This is a genomic window from Photobacterium proteolyticum, assembly GCF_001939735.1.
Classification (GTDB): domain Bacteria; phylum Pseudomonadota; class Gammaproteobacteria; order Enterobacterales; family Vibrionaceae; genus Photobacterium; species Photobacterium proteolyticum.
In genome coordinates this window covers 37,848-56,942 of record NZ_MJIL01000059.1, presented here as the reverse complement: position 1 = coordinate 56,942, position 19,095 = coordinate 37,848, and the positions used below count along the sequence as shown (strand labels likewise).

The window sequence follows — 19,095 nt, the reverse complement described above, 5'->3', positions numbered from 1 at the left end:
TGTCACGCCGGGGGTCGCGGGTTCGAGTCCCGTCCACTCCGCCAGTCATTAAGTCCCTAGCAGCAATGCTGGGGATTTTTTGTATGTGCAGTACAGAGCGGTAGTTCAGTTGGTTAGCCTATTTNTTAGAATACCGGCCTGTCACGCCGGGGGTCGCGGGTTCGAGTCCCGTCCACTCCGCCAGTCATTAAGTCCCTAGCAGCAATGCTGGGGATTTTTTGTATGTGCAGTACAGAGCGGTAGTTCAGTTGGTTAGCCTATTTACCTTGAAAGCAGCGGCCTGTCACGCTGCCGAAGGCATTCGCGGGTTCGAGTCCCGCCGGAATGCCGGCCCAGCCGCTCCGCCACTTATTAAGAAGCCTCAGCAGAAATGCTGAGGCTTTTTTGTATCTGTTAATTCTGTCCGCCCTCAGGTCGGATAGCCCGAGACTATGCGCCCCCTTTGTTCCGTCACTTCTTCGAAAGCCTCAGACTGCGCGTCCCCCCTGTTTATATCAATCCTCTACAAGGCAAGCCTGCTGAAGCTGCAGGGGCTGAGATATGACGTTTTTCGCTCTCACCAATGGTTTGTCAGGGGTGATTCAAGAAGAGTTCAAGCAAGGCTGATAATAAAGGTTCTTGCTCTCTACTGCGCTTACAGCAGAGTCCTAACTGCATCGGGGCGATATCCTCTTGGTAATGACGACGGACTTTATCGCCTACCGGGCTATTGTTAATGACAACATCGGGGGCAATACCAACGCCACAGCCAAGAGCAACCATACTGACAATCGCTTCATGCCCTCCAACCTGGGCATAAATGCTAGGTTTTACTTTCTTTGACTTCAGCCACTTGTCGGCACGTTCCCTTGCTGTCCCTGATTCAGGAAGAATAAATGGAAGCTGGCTCCAGTCTGGCGTATCGGTGAGGTACTTCTGCAGCCCAGGAGGCGGGATCAGCGGGCTAACAACAGACATCGTTACTTTGTCTAGCTCAAGGTAGGTTAACTTAGCTGAAAGCGCTTCTGGTTTGGCTGCTATGGCGATATCAGCTTCATCCTGTAATACTTTATCAACGGCCTGAGCTGGATCGCCGGTGATGAGCTGAATTTCGATCTGCGGATAGAGCTGACGGAATTCGTTGAGAATCGCTGGGAGGTGGCTATAGCTTGCTGTTACAGAGCAAAAAAGTTTTAGCTTTCCCTGTAGCTGCTGCTGTTGGTCGTTGAGCTGTGTTTTGAGCTCTAGCCAGCTAGACACAATTTGGGCTGCAACTGGCAATAGCTTTTTTCCGGCAGAGGTTAATTCCACACTGCGGTTGTCTCGGATAAATAATGTTTGTCCGGTCTCATCTTCCATTCGCTGAATGATGCGGCTAAGCGCTGACGGGCTAATATGCATAGCCTGCGCTGTTTGACTAAAGCTTTTAGAATCACACAGATGTAGGAATAGTTGCAGGTTTTTGATGTTCATCGTCCATGTTGCACTTTTTGCAATGAGTTGTTGTGAATATATCACTTTGCGCAACAAAGTACCTGTTCTACTATCAGGTTATTCGACAGGAAGATGTCGACCCAAGGAACAGAATTCACGGAGTTTGTAGTTATGGCTAATTATTTCAATACCCTAAACCTACGCCAGCAGCTAGATCAGCTTGGCCGTTGTCGTTTTATGGATCGTGCTGAGTTTGCAACAGAAGCCGATTTCCTGAAAGGCAAGAAAGTGGTTATCGTTGGTTGTGGTGCGCAGGGCTTGAACCAAGGTCTGAATATGCGTGATTCAGGTTTGGATGTTGCCTATGCATTACGTCAGGCGGCAATTGATGAGCAGCGTCAGTCGTTTAGGAATGCCAAAGAAAACGGTTTTGAAGTCGATAGCTACGAAAAACTGATCCCGCAAGCTGATCTTGTGGTTAACCTAACGCCAGACAAACAGCACTCAAATGTTGTTGAAACCGTAATGCCGTTGATGAAGCAAGGTGCGGCATTGGGTTATTCGCATGGCTTCAACATTGTTGAAGAAGGCATGCAGGTTCGTGATGATCTGACTGTTGTAATGGTTGCGCCTAAATGTCCGGGTACCGAAGTTCGCGAAGAGTACAAGCGTGGTTTTGGTGTTCCGACCCTGATTGCTGTTCACCCTGAAAACGATCCGAAAGGTGAGGGCCTGGATATTGCCAAAGCATGGGCTGCGGCAACTGGTGGTCACCGTGCTGGTGTACTCGAGTCTTCGTTTGTTGCCGAAGTGAAGTCAGACCTAATGGGTGAGCAAACAATTCTTTGTGGCATGCTGCAGGCTGGTTCAATCGTCTGTTACGAGAAAATGGTTGCTGAAGGTATTGAGCCTGCCTATGCCGGTAAACTACTTCAGTTTGGCTGGGAGACGATTACCGAAGCCCTGAAGTTCGGTGGCATCACTCATATGATGGATCGTCTGTCTAATCCGGCGAAAGTTAAAGCGTACGAGCTGTCCGAAGAGCTTAAAGAGCTCATGCGTCCGCTTTACAACAAGCATATGGATGACATCATTACCGGTCACTTCTCTAGCACTATGATGGCGGACTGGGCCAATGATGATGCCAACCTGCTGGGATGGCGTGCCGAGACGGCTGAAACTGCTTTTGAAAACTACCCTGATTCGGAGCTGCAGATTGCAGAGCAGGAGTACTTTGACAACGGCATCCTGATGGTTGCTATGGTTCGTGCCGGTGTTGAGCTTGCCTTTGAGGCGATGACAGCCTCAGGCATTATCGAAGAGTCGGCCTATTATGAGTCCCTGCATGAGCTGCCGCTGATTGCGAACACTATCGCACGTAAGCGCCTGTATGAGATGAATGTTGTTATCTCTGATACAGCAGAATACGGTAACTACCTGTTCGCCAATGTTGCCACTCCATTACTACGCGAGAAGTTCATGCCTTCAGTAGGTACTGACGTGATTGGTAAAGGCCTGGGCGAAACCAGCAACCAGGTTGATAACCAGAAACTGATTGATGTGAATGAAGCTGTGCGTAGTCACCCGGTTGAGTGGGTTGGACAGGAGCTACGCGGCTACATGACTGACATGAAGCGCATTGCTGTAGGTGGTTAATTTCAGCTAGATAAATAAAAAGCCCGGCACATTTCATTTGCCGGGCTTTTTGTTACTTGTTTTATAGTGACGGTAGATTACGCATCGCTATCTTGCTTGCTGTCAGCCAGCTTTGTTTCCAGCTCGCCCATTTTCTGTTCCAGCTCAGTAAGCTTCTGGCGGGTGCGCAAAAGAACCTGAGTCTGAACATCAAACTCCTCGCGGCTAACAACGTCTAGTTTACCAAGCTGCGCCTGAATCACCTGACGAACTTTCTGTTCTACATCGTTGCCTAGCTCTTTTACTGGCTGAGGCATTGACTCGTGGATCTGCTTGGCAACCTGCTCAAGCTTTTTTGGATCAAACATAGCTGAGTTAACTCCGTAACGGCTTTTAATCTGTTGCGGTTATTTTATTCAAATATAATCGGGTTGTCGTCGTTCAATCATAAATTAAAAAAGGCCGCATAAAGCGGCCTTATCATTTATCTAACTAGCTTAGCAGTCACGAGCTTTCAAAGCATTGCGTGCTTCGTCCGCCCGCTTCAGCTTTTCCAGATCTTTGTCCTCGACAAAGATTGGTAGCGGTTTGTGAATACTTGCCAGATAGGTGTAGATCACCGGCAGTACGAACAGGGTAAAGAGCGTACCGATGGCCAGGCCCGATACGATAACAATACCAATACTAAAACGCTGAGCGGCACCGGCACCCGTTGCATAGAGCAATGGGATCAGACCTGCAATCATCGCCGCTGTTGTCATCAGGATAGGACGCAGACGAACTTTCGCTGCTTCCATCACTGCTGCCATGCGATCTTTCTGGTGGTGAAGCTGTTCTTCTTTGGCAACCTCACAGATCAGGATACCGTGTTTGGTGATCAAACCAATCAGGGTGATCAGACCGACCTGTGAGTAGATGTTCATTGAAGCCGCACCCCAGGCTAGAGCTATAAGAGCACCACAGATAGCCAACGGTACCGAGACCAGAATAACCAGTGGGTCGCGTAGTGACTCGAACTGGATTGCCAATACCAGGAAGATAATAGCCAGTGCCAGGGCAAAGGTCATGTACAGGGCATTACCTTCGGTAACGAACTGGCGGGCCTCACCCATAAAGTCATACTGATAGCCTGATGGAAGCTGGCTGGCTGCATCGTTCTGGAACCAGTCAATCGCCGTACCCATCGCTGTACCCGGTGCCGGAACTGCACCAATGGTTGCAGAGTTAAGCTGATTGAAGTGTGGCAGCGAACGAGGTTCTGCTACGACATCAATGGTGATCAGGCTACCCAGTGGAATGGCGTTACCGTCAGCAGCACGTACGTAGTAACCTTTGATCGATTCAGGGTTCAGGCGGTACTTACGTTCAACCTGGGGGATCACCTCGTAAGAGCGGCCATTGAGGTCGATACGGTTGACATAACCATCGGCCATCATGGTACTCAGGGTGATACCAATATCCTGCATCGTCACGCCGTAGGCGCCAGCTTTGTCCTTGTCGATATGGATCTTCATTGTTGCCGAGTCGTAGTTCAGATCGAGATCGGAATAGACGAACATCGGGTTTGCATTCACATCGGCTAGAATATCAGTGGCAACCTGGAACAGGCTTTCGAACTGGTTCGGTGTTGTAATAACGAACTGAATTGGCAGCCCAGAGCCCGCACCCGGCAGTTCCGGCATCTGGAATGCTGTGACAGCCATTTCAGGGACATCCTTAACCAAGTCAGTGACTCGCTTAACAACCTCTGCCTGACTCGCCTCACGCTCACTCCAAGGCACCATCGACGCAATACCAAAGGCCTGGTTCGAGTTTGGTACCCCGGAGAATACCTGCGCATAGGCTACTTCAGGCTGCTCGGTCAGGATCTGGTTGACCTTTGCCATGGTGTTTTCGATGTAGTCTAGATTGGCATTGGACGGTGATGTACCCATCATCATTAATACGCCCTTATCTTCCGATGGCGCCAGTTCACTCGGGATAAACTTAAACAGCATCGGCAGGGAGCCAAACACGATAACCGCAAAGACAATAACTACAGGACGCATGTTCATGACGCCGCCAAGCATTTTCTCATAGCGGTTGGTCATGCGATCCAGAAAGTTATGGACAGATGTTTCAAATTTGCTTGGCTTCTCATTAGCCTTGAGCATTTTAGAACACATCATCGGCGACAGCGTCAATGCTACGATACCGGATACAAATACCGCCCCGGCCAGGGTCAGGGCGAACTCTTTGAACAGCGAGCCGGTGATCCCGCCCATCATAGCGATAGGTGCATATACCGCACCCAGCGTCAGGGTCATGGCGATAACCGGAATGGCAATTTCACGGGTGCCGATAATTGCTGCCCTGAACGGTGACTCGCCCAGCTTGAGGTGACGGTCGACGTTTTCCAGTACAACGATGGCATCATCAACCACCAGGCCGATCGCCAGTACCATTGCCAGCAGGGTCATCAGGTTCCAGGAGAAACCAAAGCTCTGCATAACCATTGCTACACCAATCAAAGAGAGAGGAATAGTCACGATCGGAATGATAACGGCACGGAATGAACCCAGGAATAGGGTGATCACCACCAATACGATCAGAGCCGCTTCTGCGATAGTCTTGATTACTTCGTTAATTGACTCGTTGATAGCGATGGTGGAGTCATACATCACGTTCATCGAGATATTTTCAGGCATGTTACGTTTTAGCTCAGGTAACAGCTCAATAATATCAGCGGCGATGTTGATTGGGTTGGCACTCGGAGCGGCGTTAATAGCAGCAACAACAGCCTCTTCACCGTTTGCCGAAGCGCGGTAGACATCATGGCTCTTTTCAAGCGTGACTTTCGCGATGTCACCCAGACGGATCACCTGGCCTTCCTTGGTTGATACCACCAATTTCTCCAGATCATCGGTATTGGATACCTGGGTATCTGCCGTACCGTTGTACAGGACAAACTCACCCACAGCCTGACCGGTTGCCGACTGGTAGTTGTTGGCATTCAACACGTTCATCACATCGGTCGCTGTCAGGTTGTATGCTGCCATTTTGGCCGGATCCAACCAGACACGCAGGGCATATTTCATCCCGCCATAGAGATCGACTTTAGAGACACCGTTTACCGTGAAGAACTGCGGATTGATCACGCGCTCCAGGTAGTCGGTGATCTGGCTGGAAGCCAGCTCGTTACTGGTAAAGCCGATATACATTACCGCGGTCGTCGAACCTGTCGACATGGTTACAGTCGGATCCTCTGACTCCTTAGGTAACTGGGATCGCACTGAGTTGGTTTTGGCCAGAATATCCGCCAACGCCGCATTCGGATCGGTATTGAGCTTCATGGTCACCGTAATGGTGGACGAACCCAGCACCGATGACGAGGTCATGAAGTCGATATTATCAGCCTGGGCAATGGCCTGTTCCAGAGGCTGGGTGATAAAGCCCTGGATCAGATCTGCACTGGCCCCGTAATAGCTGGTTGACACCGTTACCACGGTGTTGGTCATGTCTGGGTATTCTCGCACCTGCATCTTGAAAATGGCTTGCAGGCCGAGCAGGGCGATCAGAAAGCTGATCGACACCGCCAGAACAGGACGTTTAATAAAAACATCAGTAAAACGCATTAATCCTCCGGATTACAGCATTGGTGTTTCTGCTGGCGCTTCGAGTGCATTGCTTTCGACAATACGCACCTTCGCGTCATTACTCAGGCGAACCTGACCTGATGTGACAACAGTGTCACCGGCTTTGACGCCATCAAGGATATGTACGACCTCGCCTTTGCGTTCACCGACTTTAACCACTGACTGACGAACTCGCAGATCACCATTGTCATCTTTGCCTACCAAGTAAACGTTGTCACCGTATAGCGTAAAGGTGATAGCAGTCTGTGGCAGCGTGATTTGGTTTTCCAGAGTCGGCAGAATAATGTGTGCACGGGCAAACATACCACTGCGTAGCTGGCCTTCATTGTTTGGAATATCAGCCTGTACCTGTACCAGGCCACTTTGATAGCTCACGGCAGGCTCGATAGCACTGATCTTGCCGCTGAACGGTGTTTCAGGGTACGCATCGACAAAAATCTCAATGTCCTGGCCTAGGTGGATATCCGAGATATCTGTCTGCGGCACGGTAAAACGCAGTTTCATCAGCGTGGTATCTTCCAGGCGGACAATGTCATCACCTGGCTGGATGTACTGGCCAAGGAAAACATTACGCAGGCCGACGACACCATCAAATGGTGCTTTGATTGTACGGCGCTCAATGGTCGCCTTCAGGCTTTCAATGTCGGCTGACAGCGAGAAGTAAGACGCTTCGGCATCATCATAAGCTTCTTTGGAAATAGACCCTTTCTGATATAGCCCTTGGTAACGAGCATACTTGGCTTTTGCTGCTGGCAGGCGAGCCTCAGAGCTCTTCAGATTGGCAATTTCAACATCTGAGTCAAGACTGACCAGAGGCTGGTCTGTTTTGACTGTCGAGCCTGATTCGAAGTCAATTTTGTTAATCACGCCCGAGGTTTCAGTTGTGATTGTGACCCCCTGGTTTGGCTCGATGAAGCCAATGGCTTCAATTGCCGGTACCCAGTTGGTTGATTGAGTTTCAACAATCGTTACAGGAAATTCAGGCTCAGGCATGTTAGCCATGTACTCTGCTATTCCTTTCTGTTTCATTAGATTGAAACCAATCACACTACCGAACAGCAGAAGTGCGAGAAGTAGCATCACTATCCATTTTTTCATTTTATGGTGTGCTCCGGAATTGCTAATGTTAATGCTGTGTTATGGCATCCCAACACGCTTCGAGTGCAGCATCTCGTGCATCGTCGCTAACGTTGAAAACACCGTTTACATGTTTGCGAGCCAGGCAAGCGCTTGGCTCAAGGCTTAAAACACTTAAAATTTCATTATCGAGTTGCTTAAACTGACCGCCGGCTTTTCCTTCATCAAACAGCTGGTTGACCTTGGCAAAGAGCTTTTGTTCCAACTGATGCTGTTCCTGTCCCTGACGCCTTGGCAGGTTTTCAAACTGACCACGGTTTATCAGTGGGGCATCCCCCTGATTTGCCATGTTCCAAATATTCAACCACATGGTACGAAAGCGATTTTTCAGAGGCATTTCATCTGACACGTTCTGAGTAATTTTGTTCGCCACGTGAGTTAAAATATGGTCATGAAGCTGGTGGAGTAAGTCGTCTTTATCCTCGAAGTAGCGATAAATGGTCCCCGCCGCGACACCTGCTTCCTTGGCCACCATCTGCATGGATATACCGTGAAAGCCATATACTGCCAGCAACTTTTCAGTTGCCTGCAATATGCGTGTTTTCTTATCACTCATAAAAGTCACAAATGTAAAAAAAGGTAATGAATGAATGTTCATTCATTATTCTATTGAGCATTGTTTATTGTGCAAGTGTTTTCTTAACAAGAAGACGGTATCAGCCATGAATATTCGGGGGCGAATAGACATGTGACAGGAACCCGCTACAATGCGCCTGCTGACCTTTAGATGATCAAAAACGACATAGGATACGCTGATGAAACTGAACCCAAGGCAAACCGAAGCAGTAAATTACGTCGCCGGGCCGTGTTTAGTGCTGGCTGGTGCCGGATCGGGTAAAACCCGGGTGATTACCAACAAGATCGCGTATCTGGTTCAGCGTTGTGATTATAAAGCCCGAAATATTGCGGCGCTGACCTTTACCAACAAGGCCGCTCGTGAAATGAAAGAGCGGGTCGGGCAGACTTTGGGTCGTCAGGAAGCAAAAGGGCTGATGGTGTCTACCTTCCATACTCTGGGACTTAATATTATTCGCCGTGAATACAAAGCCCTGGATCTGAAGGCGAGCTTTTCCCTGTTCGACGATCAGGATCAGATGGCCCTGCTTAAAGAGCTGACCGAGGCCGAGATTGACGGTGACAAAGATTTGCTCAAGCAGTTGCTGTCGACGATATCCAACTGGAAAAATGACATGCTGTCGCCTGGTGAGGCGATGGCCTATGCCAAGACAGAAAGAGATCAGCTCTTTGCCCACTGCTACGACATGTACCAGAAGCAGATGAAAGCCTACAACGCGCTGGATTTTGATGATCTTATTTTGAAGCCTGTACTGTTGTTGCGCGATAACCAGGAAGTTCGCCAGCGTTGGCAGAACCGAATTCGCTATCTGCTAGTGGACGAGTATCAGGATACCAATACCAGCCAGTACCTGTTTGTGAAGTTGCTGGTGGGTGAGCGTTCACGATTTACCGTGGTGGGCGATGATGATCAGTCGATCTATTCCTGGCGTGGTGCCCAGCCGGAAAACCTCGGCTTGCTGAATAAAGATTTTCCGTCATTACGGGTGATTAAGCTGGAGCAGAACTACCGCTCGACCAGCCGAATTCTGCGTACCGCCAATATCTTGATTGCCAATAACCCTCACCTATTCGAGAAGACGCTGTTTTCGGAGATCCCCGATGGCGAGTTGCTCAAGGTGATCACCGCCAAGAACGAAGATCACGAAGCGGAAAGGGTGGTGGGTGAATTGATTGCCCATCGCTTTTTGAACAATACCGGTTATAAGGACTATGCGATCCTGTACCGGGGCAACCACCAGTCAAGGTTGTTTGAAAAAGCCCTGATGCAAAACCGGATCCCCTACAAGATATCGGGAGGCACTTCTTTTTTCTCGCGCGCCGAGATCAAAGACATCATGGCGTATCTGCGTTTGTTGACCAACCTAGATGATGACAATGCCTTTTTGCGGATTGTGAATACCCCGCGGCGGGAGATTGGCCCGGTTACACTGGAGAAGCTCGGCACCTATGCCAATATGCGAGGGAAAAGTCTGTTCGCCGCGAGTTTTGAGCTGGGCTTGGAGCAGCACCTGAGCGGTCGAGGGCTAGAATCGTTGCAGCGCTTTACCCGCTGGGTGGTTGAGCTGTCCGATAATGCCGAGCGTGGTGATACGGTTGCGGCTGTTCGTCAGCTGGTGCGTGATATCAATTATGAAGACTGGCTGTATGAAACGTCGGCGAGTCCGAAGGCGGCCGAGATGCGGATGAAGAACGTGTCGGATCTCTATAGCTGGATCACCGCCGACCTGGAAGGCGACAACTACGATCAGGAAGTGAAAACCCTGAAAGAGGTGGTACAGAGGCTGACACTGCGTGACATGATGGAGCGCGGTGAAGATGACGATGATGCCGACCAGGTACAGCTGATGACCTTGCATGCCTCAAAAGGGCTGGAGTTTCCGTATGTTTACCTGATTGGTACTGAAGAAGGCATCTTGCCGCACCAGAGCAGTATTGATGAAGACAATGTCGAGGAAGAGCGCCGCTTGGCCTATGTCGGTATTACCCGTGCCCAGAAAGAGCTAACCTTCACCTTATGTAAGGAGCGTAGACAGTTCGGCGAGCTACTGAAACCCGAGCCGAGCCGGTTCTTGTACGAACTCCCTCAGGATGATCTGGACTGGGAGACGGAAAGAAAGCCGGTTACCCAGCAGGAGCGAATGCAAAAAGGGCAGGCGCATATTGCTAACATCCGGGCCATGTTTAAGAAATAAAGATAAAAAAAGGGTTGATGCCAATGCATCAACCCTTTTTATTTTAAGACCTTCTTATAGGCCTTCAATCATGTGGTCGATGGCGGCAATGATTTCGTCATCGCTACAATCCATACATGAGCCTTTGGCTGGCATTGCGTTGAAGCCGTTGATGGCGTGATCAGCCAGTACATCATTACCCTTGGCAAGACGGGCTTCCCAGTCGGCAGCATCGCCTTTTTTCGGCGCGCCCATAACGCCGGCACCATGACAGGCAACACAAAATGTGCCATAAACGGTATCACCACTGCGCGGGCCAGCGGCTACGGCAGGTCCTGCGGGCGCCTCTCCTTCAAGGTATACCGAGCCAACAGGCTGAATTCGTTCCGCAATAGCTTCGTCTGACATATCGGCTGCCACGGCAGAGCCGGCAAAAGTAATTGCTGCTACTGCGGCTACCATTAGTTGTCGAAGAGATAATTCCATTGAGCTCACCTTACACTTCCAGATTCTTATATGCGATTGCCACAGTCGTATTGCATGAGTTGTTGTTAATCGTACTGTTGAGACAAGGCAGTGATTATTTACAGATTGTTTAAAATGTAAAAACTACGTGATTATATCCCCTAAATTTACTGTGATAAACCGGGGGGCTGTATTTGTATGATACTAATCAACAGATATTTGTTTATATTTACAGCGAACGAGAAAAAAATTAAAAAAAAGACTAGACGAGGGGCAGTGTGATCCGTAATATTCACCTCCGCCGATAGGGCAAGGCGCCCGTAGCTCAGCTGGATAGAGCGTTGGCCTCCGGAGCCAAAGGTCGAAGGTTCGAATCCTTTCGGGCGCGCCATTCCGGTCTTAAGAAATATTGGCAGCAACATTTTGGTGGCTATAGCTCAGTTGGTAGAGTCCCGGATTGTGATTCCGGTTGTCGCGAGTTCAAGTCTCGTTAGCCACCCCATATTACACAGGTATTGATTATAATATCAGTATCTAAGGGTAAATCCCTTGAAGAATTAAGTCGTTGAATTGCCTAGTTTGATAGCGCATCACGGCTCTTGGAATAGCGGACTAGAGGGTAAACCTTTTGACGCAAACCAAGAAAAGAATTTTGTCGGTGAATAGCGCAGTTTGGTAGCGCATCTGGTTTGGGACCAGAGGGTCGGGGGTTCGAATCCCTCTTCACCGACCACTTACAATGGTGGCTATAGCTCAGTTGGTAGAGTCCCGGATTGTGATTCCGGTTGTCGCGAGTTCAAGTCTCGTTAGCCACCCCATTTTTCAGGTAATGTTATCATTTCCTTGGCACTTGCCTAAAATTGCTCGGTGAATAGCGCAGTTTGGTAGCGCATCTGGTTTGGGACCAGAGGGTCGGGGGTTCGAATCCCTCTTCACCGACCACTTACAATGGTGGCTATAGCTCAGTTGGTAGAGTCCCGGATTGTGATTCCGGTTGTCGCGAGTTCAAGTCTCGTTAGCCACCCCATTTTTCAGGTAATGTTATCATTTCCTTGGCACTTGCCTAAAATTGCTCGGTGAATAGCGCAGTTTGGTAGCGCATCTGGTTTGGGACCAGAGGGTCGGGGGTTCGAATCCCTCTTCACCGACCACTTACAATGGTGGCTATAGCTCAGTTGGTAGAGTCCCGGATTGTGATTCCGGTTGTCGCGAGTTCAAGTCTCGTTAGCCACCCCATTTTTCAGGTAATGTTATCATTTCCTTGGCACTTGCCTAAAATTGCTCGGTGAATAGCGCAGTTTGGTAGCGCATCTGGTTTGGGACCAGAGGGTCGGGGGTTCGAATCCCTCTTCACCGACCACTTACAATGGTGGCTATAGCTCAGTTGGTAGAGTCCCGGATTGTGATTCCGGTTGTCGCGAGTTCAAGTCTCGTTAGCCACCCCATTTTTCAGGTAATGTTATCATTTCCTTGGCACTTGCCTAAAATTGCTCGGTGAATAGCGCAGTTTGGTAGCGCATCTGGTTTGGGACCAGAGGGTCGGGGGTTCGAATCCCTCTTCACCGACCACCATTCGAAACCCCAGTCGTCAGACTGGGGTTTTTTTATGTCTGTAGATCTCTGTCTGTGGATGGAGCGCAGTAGCCAGTCCGATTTTCTCTTCATCAGTCATCCATCGAGTGACACATCACCGATCTCTGTTCACTTTCAGTCGAACCTGGCAAGCCGTATTGCTCATAATTATAAGCTGGGTGAATGAGTCGGCTGACCCTTGCTGTCTACTAGTAAAGCTATCTTGACGTTTTTATAAAAAACGCACTTAACTGATGCTCAAATCCCCCAATTCTTCTCAGTGTGATCTGCTGCAAATTTTATCTATATGCAGTTGTCTGTCTTACAAATTGTCACTAAACCCACCATTACCACTAATAAGGTAGGGTTTTACGGGTTTTTGTTTACACATTGTTAATGGTGCGGGTTTTTGCGTGTGAGAAATTATTCATCATGCGCTGTGGTGATGGTATAGCTTATAACGATATTTATAGCGTGATATGCTGATAAACAAAGCGCTCGCTGGCGGTGTGGATGACTGCTTAAACTTGCTTTGTTTGCTTTTTGAACGTGATATAATGATTAATTATTCGAAAATTATTCATTTCTGCAGTTTTTCAGCTTGTTTTGTTGATTTTCTGTGAAATTTTTGCCAAATTGACTGCTTAACATGTATTCAGCAATTTGTGCTGGAAATGAAAGGATTCAATTTTTCAGACAGGGCAGAACGCTGCCAAGCAGTTGGGGTCTGGTAATGGCATTATTAGAAGTTAAAAATCTCCGTATTGAATATCCATCTCGTCATGGTGTTCATGCCGCAGTGAAATCACTGTCGTTCTCGATTGAGCGTGGTGAAATAGTCGGTGTGGTGGGAGAATCAGGCGCAGGTAAATCTACAGTCGGTAATGCTGTGATTGATCTGCTGAGCCCGCCGGGACAAATCGCCAGTGGTGATGTGTATCTCGACGGTGAAAAGGTGTCAGGTTTAACGCCTGAGCAGATGAGAAAAGTGCGCGGGTCGAAAATTGGTTTTATCTTTCAGGATCCGATGACATCACTGAATCCTCTGTTTACGGTTGAGCAGCAGCTGACAGAAACGATCATCACTAATTTACAGGTGAGTCAGGAAGAGGCCTATACTCGCGCTCTGGGTTTAATGGAGCAGGTAGGTATTCCTCAGCCTGAACTGCGGATCAAGCAGTATCCCCATCAGTTCTCTGGCGGTATGCGCCAGCGAGTGGTGATTGCGATTGCACTGGCGGGTGAGCCTGATCTGATTATTGCCGATGAGCCTACCACGGCATTGGATGTCTCGATTCAGGACCAAATCCTCAATCTTATTCGTGAACTCTGCGTTAAGAAAAACGTTGGTTGTATGCTCGTCACCCATGACATGGGGGTTGTTTCCAATGTGACGGATCGTGTTGCGGTGATGTACCGTGGCGATCTGGTTAAAATTGGTGCGACCGAGCAGGTGTTAGGCCGTCCGAATCACCCCTATACCCAGAGCCTCATTTCTGCGGTACCGCGTTCTGATGTGAAGCTGAAGCGTTTCCCGCTGGTCAGCTACATTGAAGAAGCGCAGGAAATGACCCAGCTGGACGTCAAGAACCACTGGCTGGGCCAGAGTGAAGATCAGCGCAGCTATAACGGTGCTTTGTTGCAGGTTGAAAATGTCAATTTGCGCTTTATCACCAAGAACTCTTTCTTTGAAAGCCGCCGTGAATATGTTCAGGCGTCTAATAATGTCAGCTTTGAAATCTTCGAAGGTGAAACATTTGGTCTGGTTGGCGAGTCCGGGTCCGGTAAATCGACCATTGCCCGGGTGATCGCTGGCCTGTATCCGCCAAACTCCGGCAAGGTGGTGTTCGAAGGGATTGACCTTACCGCTCTGAAGAGCGAGGCCGAGCGCCGTCCGCTGCGTCGCCAGATGCAGATGGTGTTTCAGAACCCGTATACCTCGATGAACCCGCGGATGAAGATCTTCGACATCATTGCCGAGCCGATTCGTTTCCACAAGCTGACTGACAACGAAGCGCAGACCCGCCAAATCGTGAATGATTTGCTGGATCATGTGGGTTTGGGCCGAGCTTCAGGAGTGAAATATCCGCACGAATTCTCCGGTGGCCAGCGCCAGCGTATCTCTATCGCCCGTGCCCTGGCAACCCGTCCTCGCCTGTTGATCTGTGATGAACCGACATCGGCACTGGATGTGTCGGTACAGGCACAGATTCTGAACCTGTTAAAAGATCTGCAGGATGAACTGAACCTTACCATGCTGTTTATCAGCCACGATTTGCCGGTGATCCGACAGATGTGTGACCGCATCGGTGTGATGCAAATGGGCACACTGCTGGAAGTCTCGCCGACCGAGCAGCTGTTTACCGCACCACAGCATGAGTACAGCAAACAACTTATCTCGCTGATGCCAGAGTTTAAAGGCATGAGCCAAGAAGGGTTGAAGTTAGCTTAACCCTCTGCCGCCATCGCCTGAGACGCGGTGGCAGGGGCTGGTATATGCAAGAACCAATAACAAGCAAACACAACGGCAAGGGAGTTATCTCCCCCGCATAAAGGAGCTATGCAATGAAAACCATCAAGACCAAGCTGGCAGTCGCTTTAATGGCCGCAGGCCTCAGTTTTAGTGCAGCAGCAGCTGACATCAAAGTTGGCTATAGTGCTGACCCTGTATCGCTGGATCCGCATGAGCAGCTTTCCGGTGGCACGCTGCAACTGTCCCATATGGTATTTGATCCCCTGGTACGTTTTACCCAAGAGATGGATTTTGAGCCGCGTCTGGCTGAAAGCTGGGAGCGTATCGACGACACCACTTTCCGTTTTAAGCTTCGTGAAGGTGTGAAGTTCCACTCAGGCAACGTCATGACCGCAGATGATGTGGTATGGACATTCAATCGTCTGAAGAGCTCGCCAGACTTTAAAGCGATCTTCGAACCGTATACCGAGCTTAAGAAAGTTAACGATTACACGATCGATTTGATTTCTTCCGGTCCTTACCCGCTGGTACTGCAGACTGCAACTTACATTTTCCCGATGGACAGCAAGTTCTATACCGGTAAAACAAAAGACGGTAGAGATAAAGCTGAGCTAGTTAAGCACGGTAACTCGTTTGCCTCCACCAATTTATCCGGTACCGGTCCTTTTATCGTTACAGCCCGTGAGCAGGGTGTGAAGGTTGAGTTTGAGCGTTTTGCCGATTACTGGGACAAAGAGTCCAAAGGTAATGTTGATAAGCTGACCTTGCTACCAATCAAAGAAGATGCCACCCGTGTTGCTGCGCTGCTTTCTGGCGGTGTAGATATGATTCATCCGGTTGCGCCGAATGATCATAAGCGTGTTAAGAGTGCTAAGGGTATCGACCTGGTTACTCTGCCGGGTACTCGTATTATCACCTTCCAGATGAACCAGAGCAGCAACGAAGCGCTGAAGGATGTACGTGTACGTCAGGCAATTGTGCATGCGATCAATAACGAAGGCATCGTGAAGAAAATCATGAAAGGCTTCGCGACAGCGGCTGGTCAACAAGGGCCTTCTGGTTACGCGGGCTACAGTGAAGAGCTGGTTCCACGTTACGATCTGAAAAAAGCCAAGCAACTGATGAAAGAAGCCGGTTATGAGAAAGGCTTCAAGCTGACCATGATGGCACCGAACAACCGTTACGTGAATGATGCCAAGGTGGCACAGGCTGCTGCGGCGATGCTATCGAAAATTGGCATCAAGGTAGATCTGAAGACGTTGCCAAAAGCGCAATACTGGCCAGAGTTTGATGTCTGTGCGGCTGACATGATGATGATCGGCTGGCACTCGGATACAGAGGACTCAGCGAACTTCTCTGAGTTCCTGACCATGACGCGTAACGAGGAAACCGGTAAAGGCCAGTACAACTGTGGCCACTATTCTAATGCTGAGGTTGATAAGCTGGTTACAGCATCAAACGTAGAGACTAATCCGGCCAAGCGTGCTGAGATCCTGCAGAAAGTGGAAGCAACACTGTACAACGAGGCTGCGTTTGTTCCTCTACACTGGCAGAGTGAAGCATGGGGCGCTAAGTCAAACGTCCATGCTGCTGACATCGTAAACCCGATGGTAATGCCATATTTTGGTGATCTTGTTGTCGACTAACGACTTGTTATAAGACGTTAAGTCACCAAGAAATCAAGCAATAAAGTAAGCTGAGTGCCGGAAAGGGTTTTCCGGCACTGATTTTCAGGATGATAAAAGGGGCAAGGAATGTTTACGTTTCTGGTCAAGCGCCTGTTTCAGGCACTGATAGTGATGTTTGTGATCAGTCTGGTGGCGTTTGCCATTCAGGATAACCTTGGCGACCCGTTGCGCGAGCTGGTGGGGCAGTCGGTATCAGAAGCTGAACGTCAACAACTACGTGATGAGTTGGGTTTGAACGACCCGTTTGTAGCCAAATACAGCCGTTTTCTCGGCAATGCCATCCAGGGAGACTTAGGGACATCTTACTTCTTTAAGCGCCCGGCAGTAGACGTTATTCTCGACAAACTAGTCGCGACGCTGGAGCTGGTTTTCGGGGCAACGCTAATCATTATAGTGGTGTCGATACCACTTGGGGTCTATTCCGCTATCCACCCCAATAGCCTGTTTACCAAAGTGGTGATGGCTTTCAGTAGTATCGGGATCTCGATCCCTGTGTTCCTGACAGCGATCATGCTGATGTATGTCTTTTCGATTGAACTTGGCTGGCTGCCTTCTTTCGGTCGGGGCGAGACCTATAACCTTCTTGGCTGGGAGTCAGGCTTCTTTACCCTCGACGGACTTCGCCACCTCGTGTTGCCTTGTGTGGCTCTTGCATCAATCATGCTGCCGCTGTTTATACGCCTAGTCCGCTCGGAAATGCTGGAAGTTCTGAGTTCGGAATACATCAAGTTTGCCAAGGCCAAAGGCTTGGCGATGAACAAAATTTATTATCAGCATGCACTGAAAAATACCATGCTACCGGTGCTGACGGTAGGCGGCGTGCAGATAGGTACCATGGTAGCCTATACCATTTTGACCGAAACCGTGTTCCAGTGGCCGGGTACCGGCTTCTTGTTCCTCGAGGCGATTAACCGTGTCGATACCCCGCTGATCACCGCATACGTAATTTTTGTTGGCCTGATTTTTGTGGTCACCAATACCATTGTTGACCTGCTATATGGCCTGGTTAACCCGACTGTCAATCTGACTGGCAAAGGAGAGTAAGTCATGAGTAGTACGACAGTAGCAGCGCCGAGCCGTTGGGAACGCTTTAAGCAATCGGACATTCTGTATTATTTTCTCAAAGACAAAGTGGCAATGTTCAGCTTTGCGGTATTTATGGTTTTTGTGGTCTCGGCAGTCCTGGCACCATGGGTGGCCCCGACAAACCCGTATGACTTGTCGACCATCGATATTATGGACTCCGAGTTGCCGCCTTCATGGATGGAGGAGGGCGATAGTCGTTTCTTGCTGGGTACCGATGATCAGGGACGAGATATTTTCTCGACTATGCTTTACGGCTCACGTCTATCGCTGACGATTGGTCTGCTGGCGGTTGGCCTGCAGTTGATACTGGGTGTCGTGATCGGTCTGAGTGCCGGTTATTTCGGGGGCCGTGTCGATAGCTTCCTGATGCGTTTTGCCGATGTCCAGCTGTCGTTCTCGACCATGATGGTGGCTATCATCGTATCGGCTATCTTCCGTACCGCACTCGGTGCCGAGCTATTTGCCCAGTATGCGGTGGTGATGCTGGTGGTGATTATCGGGGTGGCTGAATGGCCGCAGTACGCGCGGACAGTGCGTGCCTCGGTACTGGCCGAGAAGAAGAAAGAGTATGTCGAGGCCGCTCGTGTTATGGGCTTTAAGGCGCCTCGTATCATGTTCCGCCATATTCTGCCGAATTGCCTGTCGCCAATACTGGTTATTTCGACCGTACAGGTGGCGAATGCGATTATGTCCGAAGCCGCCCTGTCTTTTCTCGGGTTAGGTCTGCCGGTTGATCAGCCGTCACTCGGCTCGCTGATCAGTATCGGCTTTAACTACATTTTCTCGGGTTCATGGTGGATCACCGCCTTCCCTGGTTTGGTACTGGTGACCCTAGTGCTGGTTATCAACTTGCTGGGTGACTGGCTACGTGATGTCTTCAACCCGAAGATTTACAAAGGGTAACCGGCAAGTGTATGAGAAAGCGGCCAACTGGCCGCTTTTTTTATGTCTGACGATATCGCCGAGGGTAAGCCAACCGCCATTCATTGTTCCTGTGTGCCTCACCAAGGCCAGGTTCCTTGTTCTCTAAGTATGAGCACACAGTAGACTGATATCAGTGAGAAAGGCTTATCAGTGAAAGATGCATAAATGTAAACAGAGATGGACGTTATTACCGGGCACAGGAAGACGCTTCTTATAGAGGAACTGATAACGTCATGAGGGAAAGTGAACAGCAGCTCGCGTGAAGAGGGTACCGCTTAATGAGGTTAAGGTTTTGATATTGATGTACTGATATGGGG

At 49.5% G+C, this 19,095-nt stretch carries 13 protein-coding genes and 11 tRNA genes; 18 read left to right on the top strand and 6 right to left on the bottom strand.

What is annotated here, in order from left to right:
- Window positions 1-570: 570 nt before the first annotated feature.
- Window positions 571-1,506: an HTH-type transcriptional activator IlvY gene (ilvY, locus tag BIT28_RS09315; protein WP_175577509.1), complete on the bottom strand. Its 936-nt coding sequence runs from the start codon at window positions 1,504-1,506 to the stop codon at window positions 571-573.
- Window positions 1,507-1,584: 78 nt separating this feature from the next.
- Here ilvY and ilvC point away from each other — a divergent pair, with 78 nt between their 5' ends.
- Window positions 1,585-3,069, top strand: a complete 1,485-nt coding sequence (ilvC, locus tag BIT28_RS09310; protein WP_075763300.1) for a ketol-acid reductoisomerase — start codon at window positions 1,585-1,587, stop codon at window positions 3,067-3,069.
- A 77-nt stretch (window positions 3,070-3,146) separates the two neighbouring features.
- Here the strand turns inward: ilvC and ubiK are convergent, their stop codons facing one another.
- The 4 genes from ubiK to BIT28_RS09290 all read right to left on the bottom strand — a co-directional run bounded on the left by ubiK (window position 3,147) and on the right by BIT28_RS09290 (window position 8,376).
- On the bottom strand, window positions 3,147-3,416 hold the full coding sequence (ubiK, locus tag BIT28_RS09305; protein WP_075763294.1) for a ubiquinone biosynthesis accessory factor UbiK: 270 nt from the start codon (window positions 3,414-3,416) through the stop codon (window positions 3,147-3,149).
- A 129-nt stretch (window positions 3,417-3,545) separates the two neighbouring features.
- A complete protein-coding gene (locus BIT28_RS09300) occupies window positions 3,546-6,662 on the bottom strand; it encodes a multidrug efflux RND transporter permease subunit (RefSeq protein WP_075763293.1) in 3,117 nt (1,038 codons plus the stop codon).
- Window positions 6,663-6,674: 12 nt separating this feature from the next.
- Window positions 6,675-7,781: an efflux RND transporter periplasmic adaptor subunit gene (locus BIT28_RS09295; protein WP_075763292.1), complete on the bottom strand. Its 1,107-nt coding sequence runs from the start codon at window positions 7,779-7,781 to the stop codon at window positions 6,675-6,677.
- A gap of 28 nt (window positions 7,782-7,809) precedes the next feature.
- On the bottom strand, window positions 7,810-8,376 hold the full coding sequence (locus tag BIT28_RS09290) for a TetR/AcrR family transcriptional regulator (RefSeq protein WP_075763299.1): 567 nt from the start codon (window positions 8,374-8,376) through the stop codon (window positions 7,810-7,812).
- Between the two features lie 199 nt (window positions 8,377-8,575).
- Between BIT28_RS09290 and rep the strand changes: the two genes are divergently transcribed.
- Window positions 8,576-10,591, top strand: coding sequence for a DNA helicase Rep (gene rep / locus BIT28_RS09285; protein ID WP_075763291.1), 2,016 nt, complete (start codon window positions 8,576-8,578; stop codon window positions 10,589-10,591).
- 54 nt (window positions 10,592-10,645) lie between these two features.
- On the opposite strand, the gene BIT28_RS09280 is transcribed toward rep, so the two are convergent.
- Window positions 10,646-11,056, bottom strand: a complete 411-nt coding sequence (locus BIT28_RS09280) for a c-type cytochrome (RefSeq protein WP_075763290.1) — start codon at window positions 11,054-11,056, stop codon at window positions 10,646-10,648.
- A 293-nt stretch (window positions 11,057-11,349) separates the two neighbouring features.
- On the opposite strand from BIT28_RS09280, the gene BIT28_RS09275 reads away from it, so the two are divergent.
- From BIT28_RS09275 to BIT28_RS09205, 16 genes are all read left to right on the top strand, one after another.
- Window positions 11,350-11,426: transfer RNA gene (locus BIT28_RS09275), tRNA-Arg, on the top strand.
- Between the two features lie 35 nt (window positions 11,427-11,461).
- A tRNA-His gene (locus BIT28_RS09270) sits at window positions 11,462-11,537 on the top strand.
- 154 nt (window positions 11,538-11,691) lie between these two features.
- Window positions 11,692-11,768, top strand: a tRNA-Pro gene (locus BIT28_RS09265).
- A gap of 9 nt (window positions 11,769-11,777) precedes the next feature.
- Window positions 11,778-11,853, top strand: a tRNA-His gene (locus BIT28_RS09260).
- A 47-nt stretch (window positions 11,854-11,900) separates the two neighbouring features.
- Window positions 11,901-11,977, top strand: a tRNA-Pro gene (locus BIT28_RS09255).
- A 9-nt stretch (window positions 11,978-11,986) separates the two neighbouring features.
- Window positions 11,987-12,062: transfer RNA gene (locus BIT28_RS09250), tRNA-His, on the top strand.
- A gap of 47 nt (window positions 12,063-12,109) precedes the next feature.
- Window positions 12,110-12,186: transfer RNA gene (locus BIT28_RS09245), tRNA-Pro, on the top strand.
- A gap of 9 nt (window positions 12,187-12,195) precedes the next feature.
- Window positions 12,196-12,271, top strand: a tRNA-His gene (locus BIT28_RS09240).
- A 47-nt stretch (window positions 12,272-12,318) separates the two neighbouring features.
- Window positions 12,319-12,395: transfer RNA gene (locus tag BIT28_RS09235), tRNA-Pro, on the top strand.
- A 9-nt stretch (window positions 12,396-12,404) separates the two neighbouring features.
- Window positions 12,405-12,480 (top strand) — tRNA-His (locus BIT28_RS09230).
- A gap of 47 nt (window positions 12,481-12,527) precedes the next feature.
- Window positions 12,528-12,604, top strand: a tRNA-Pro gene (locus BIT28_RS09225).
- A gap of 37 nt (window positions 12,605-12,641) precedes the next feature.
- Window positions 12,642-12,794, top strand: coding sequence for a hypothetical protein (locus BIT28_RS29495; RefSeq protein ID WP_175577508.1), 153 nt, complete (start codon window positions 12,642-12,644; stop codon window positions 12,792-12,794).
- Between the two features lie 546 nt (window positions 12,795-13,340).
- Complete coding sequence (locus BIT28_RS09220) at window positions 13,341-15,059, top strand: dipeptide ABC transporter ATP-binding protein (RefSeq protein ID WP_075763289.1); 1,719 nt, start codon at window positions 13,341-13,343, stop codon at window positions 15,057-15,059.
- 113 nt (window positions 15,060-15,172) lie between these two features.
- The gene (locus BIT28_RS09215; RefSeq protein WP_075763288.1) at window positions 15,173-16,726 is read left to right on the top strand and encodes an ABC transporter substrate-binding protein; all 1,554 of its coding nucleotides are present in this window, start codon (window positions 15,173-15,175) and stop codon (window positions 16,724-16,726) included.
- Between the two features lie 108 nt (window positions 16,727-16,834).
- Entirely contained in the window at window positions 16,835-17,812 is a 978-nt protein-coding gene (locus BIT28_RS09210) for an ABC transporter permease (protein ID WP_075763287.1), read from the top strand.
- Window positions 17,813-17,815: 3 nt separating this feature from the next.
- Window positions 17,816-18,757, top strand: coding sequence for an ABC transporter permease (locus BIT28_RS09205; protein ID WP_075763286.1), 942 nt, complete (start codon window positions 17,816-17,818; stop codon window positions 18,755-18,757).
- The last annotated feature ends 338 nt before the right edge of the window (window positions 18,758-19,095 follow it).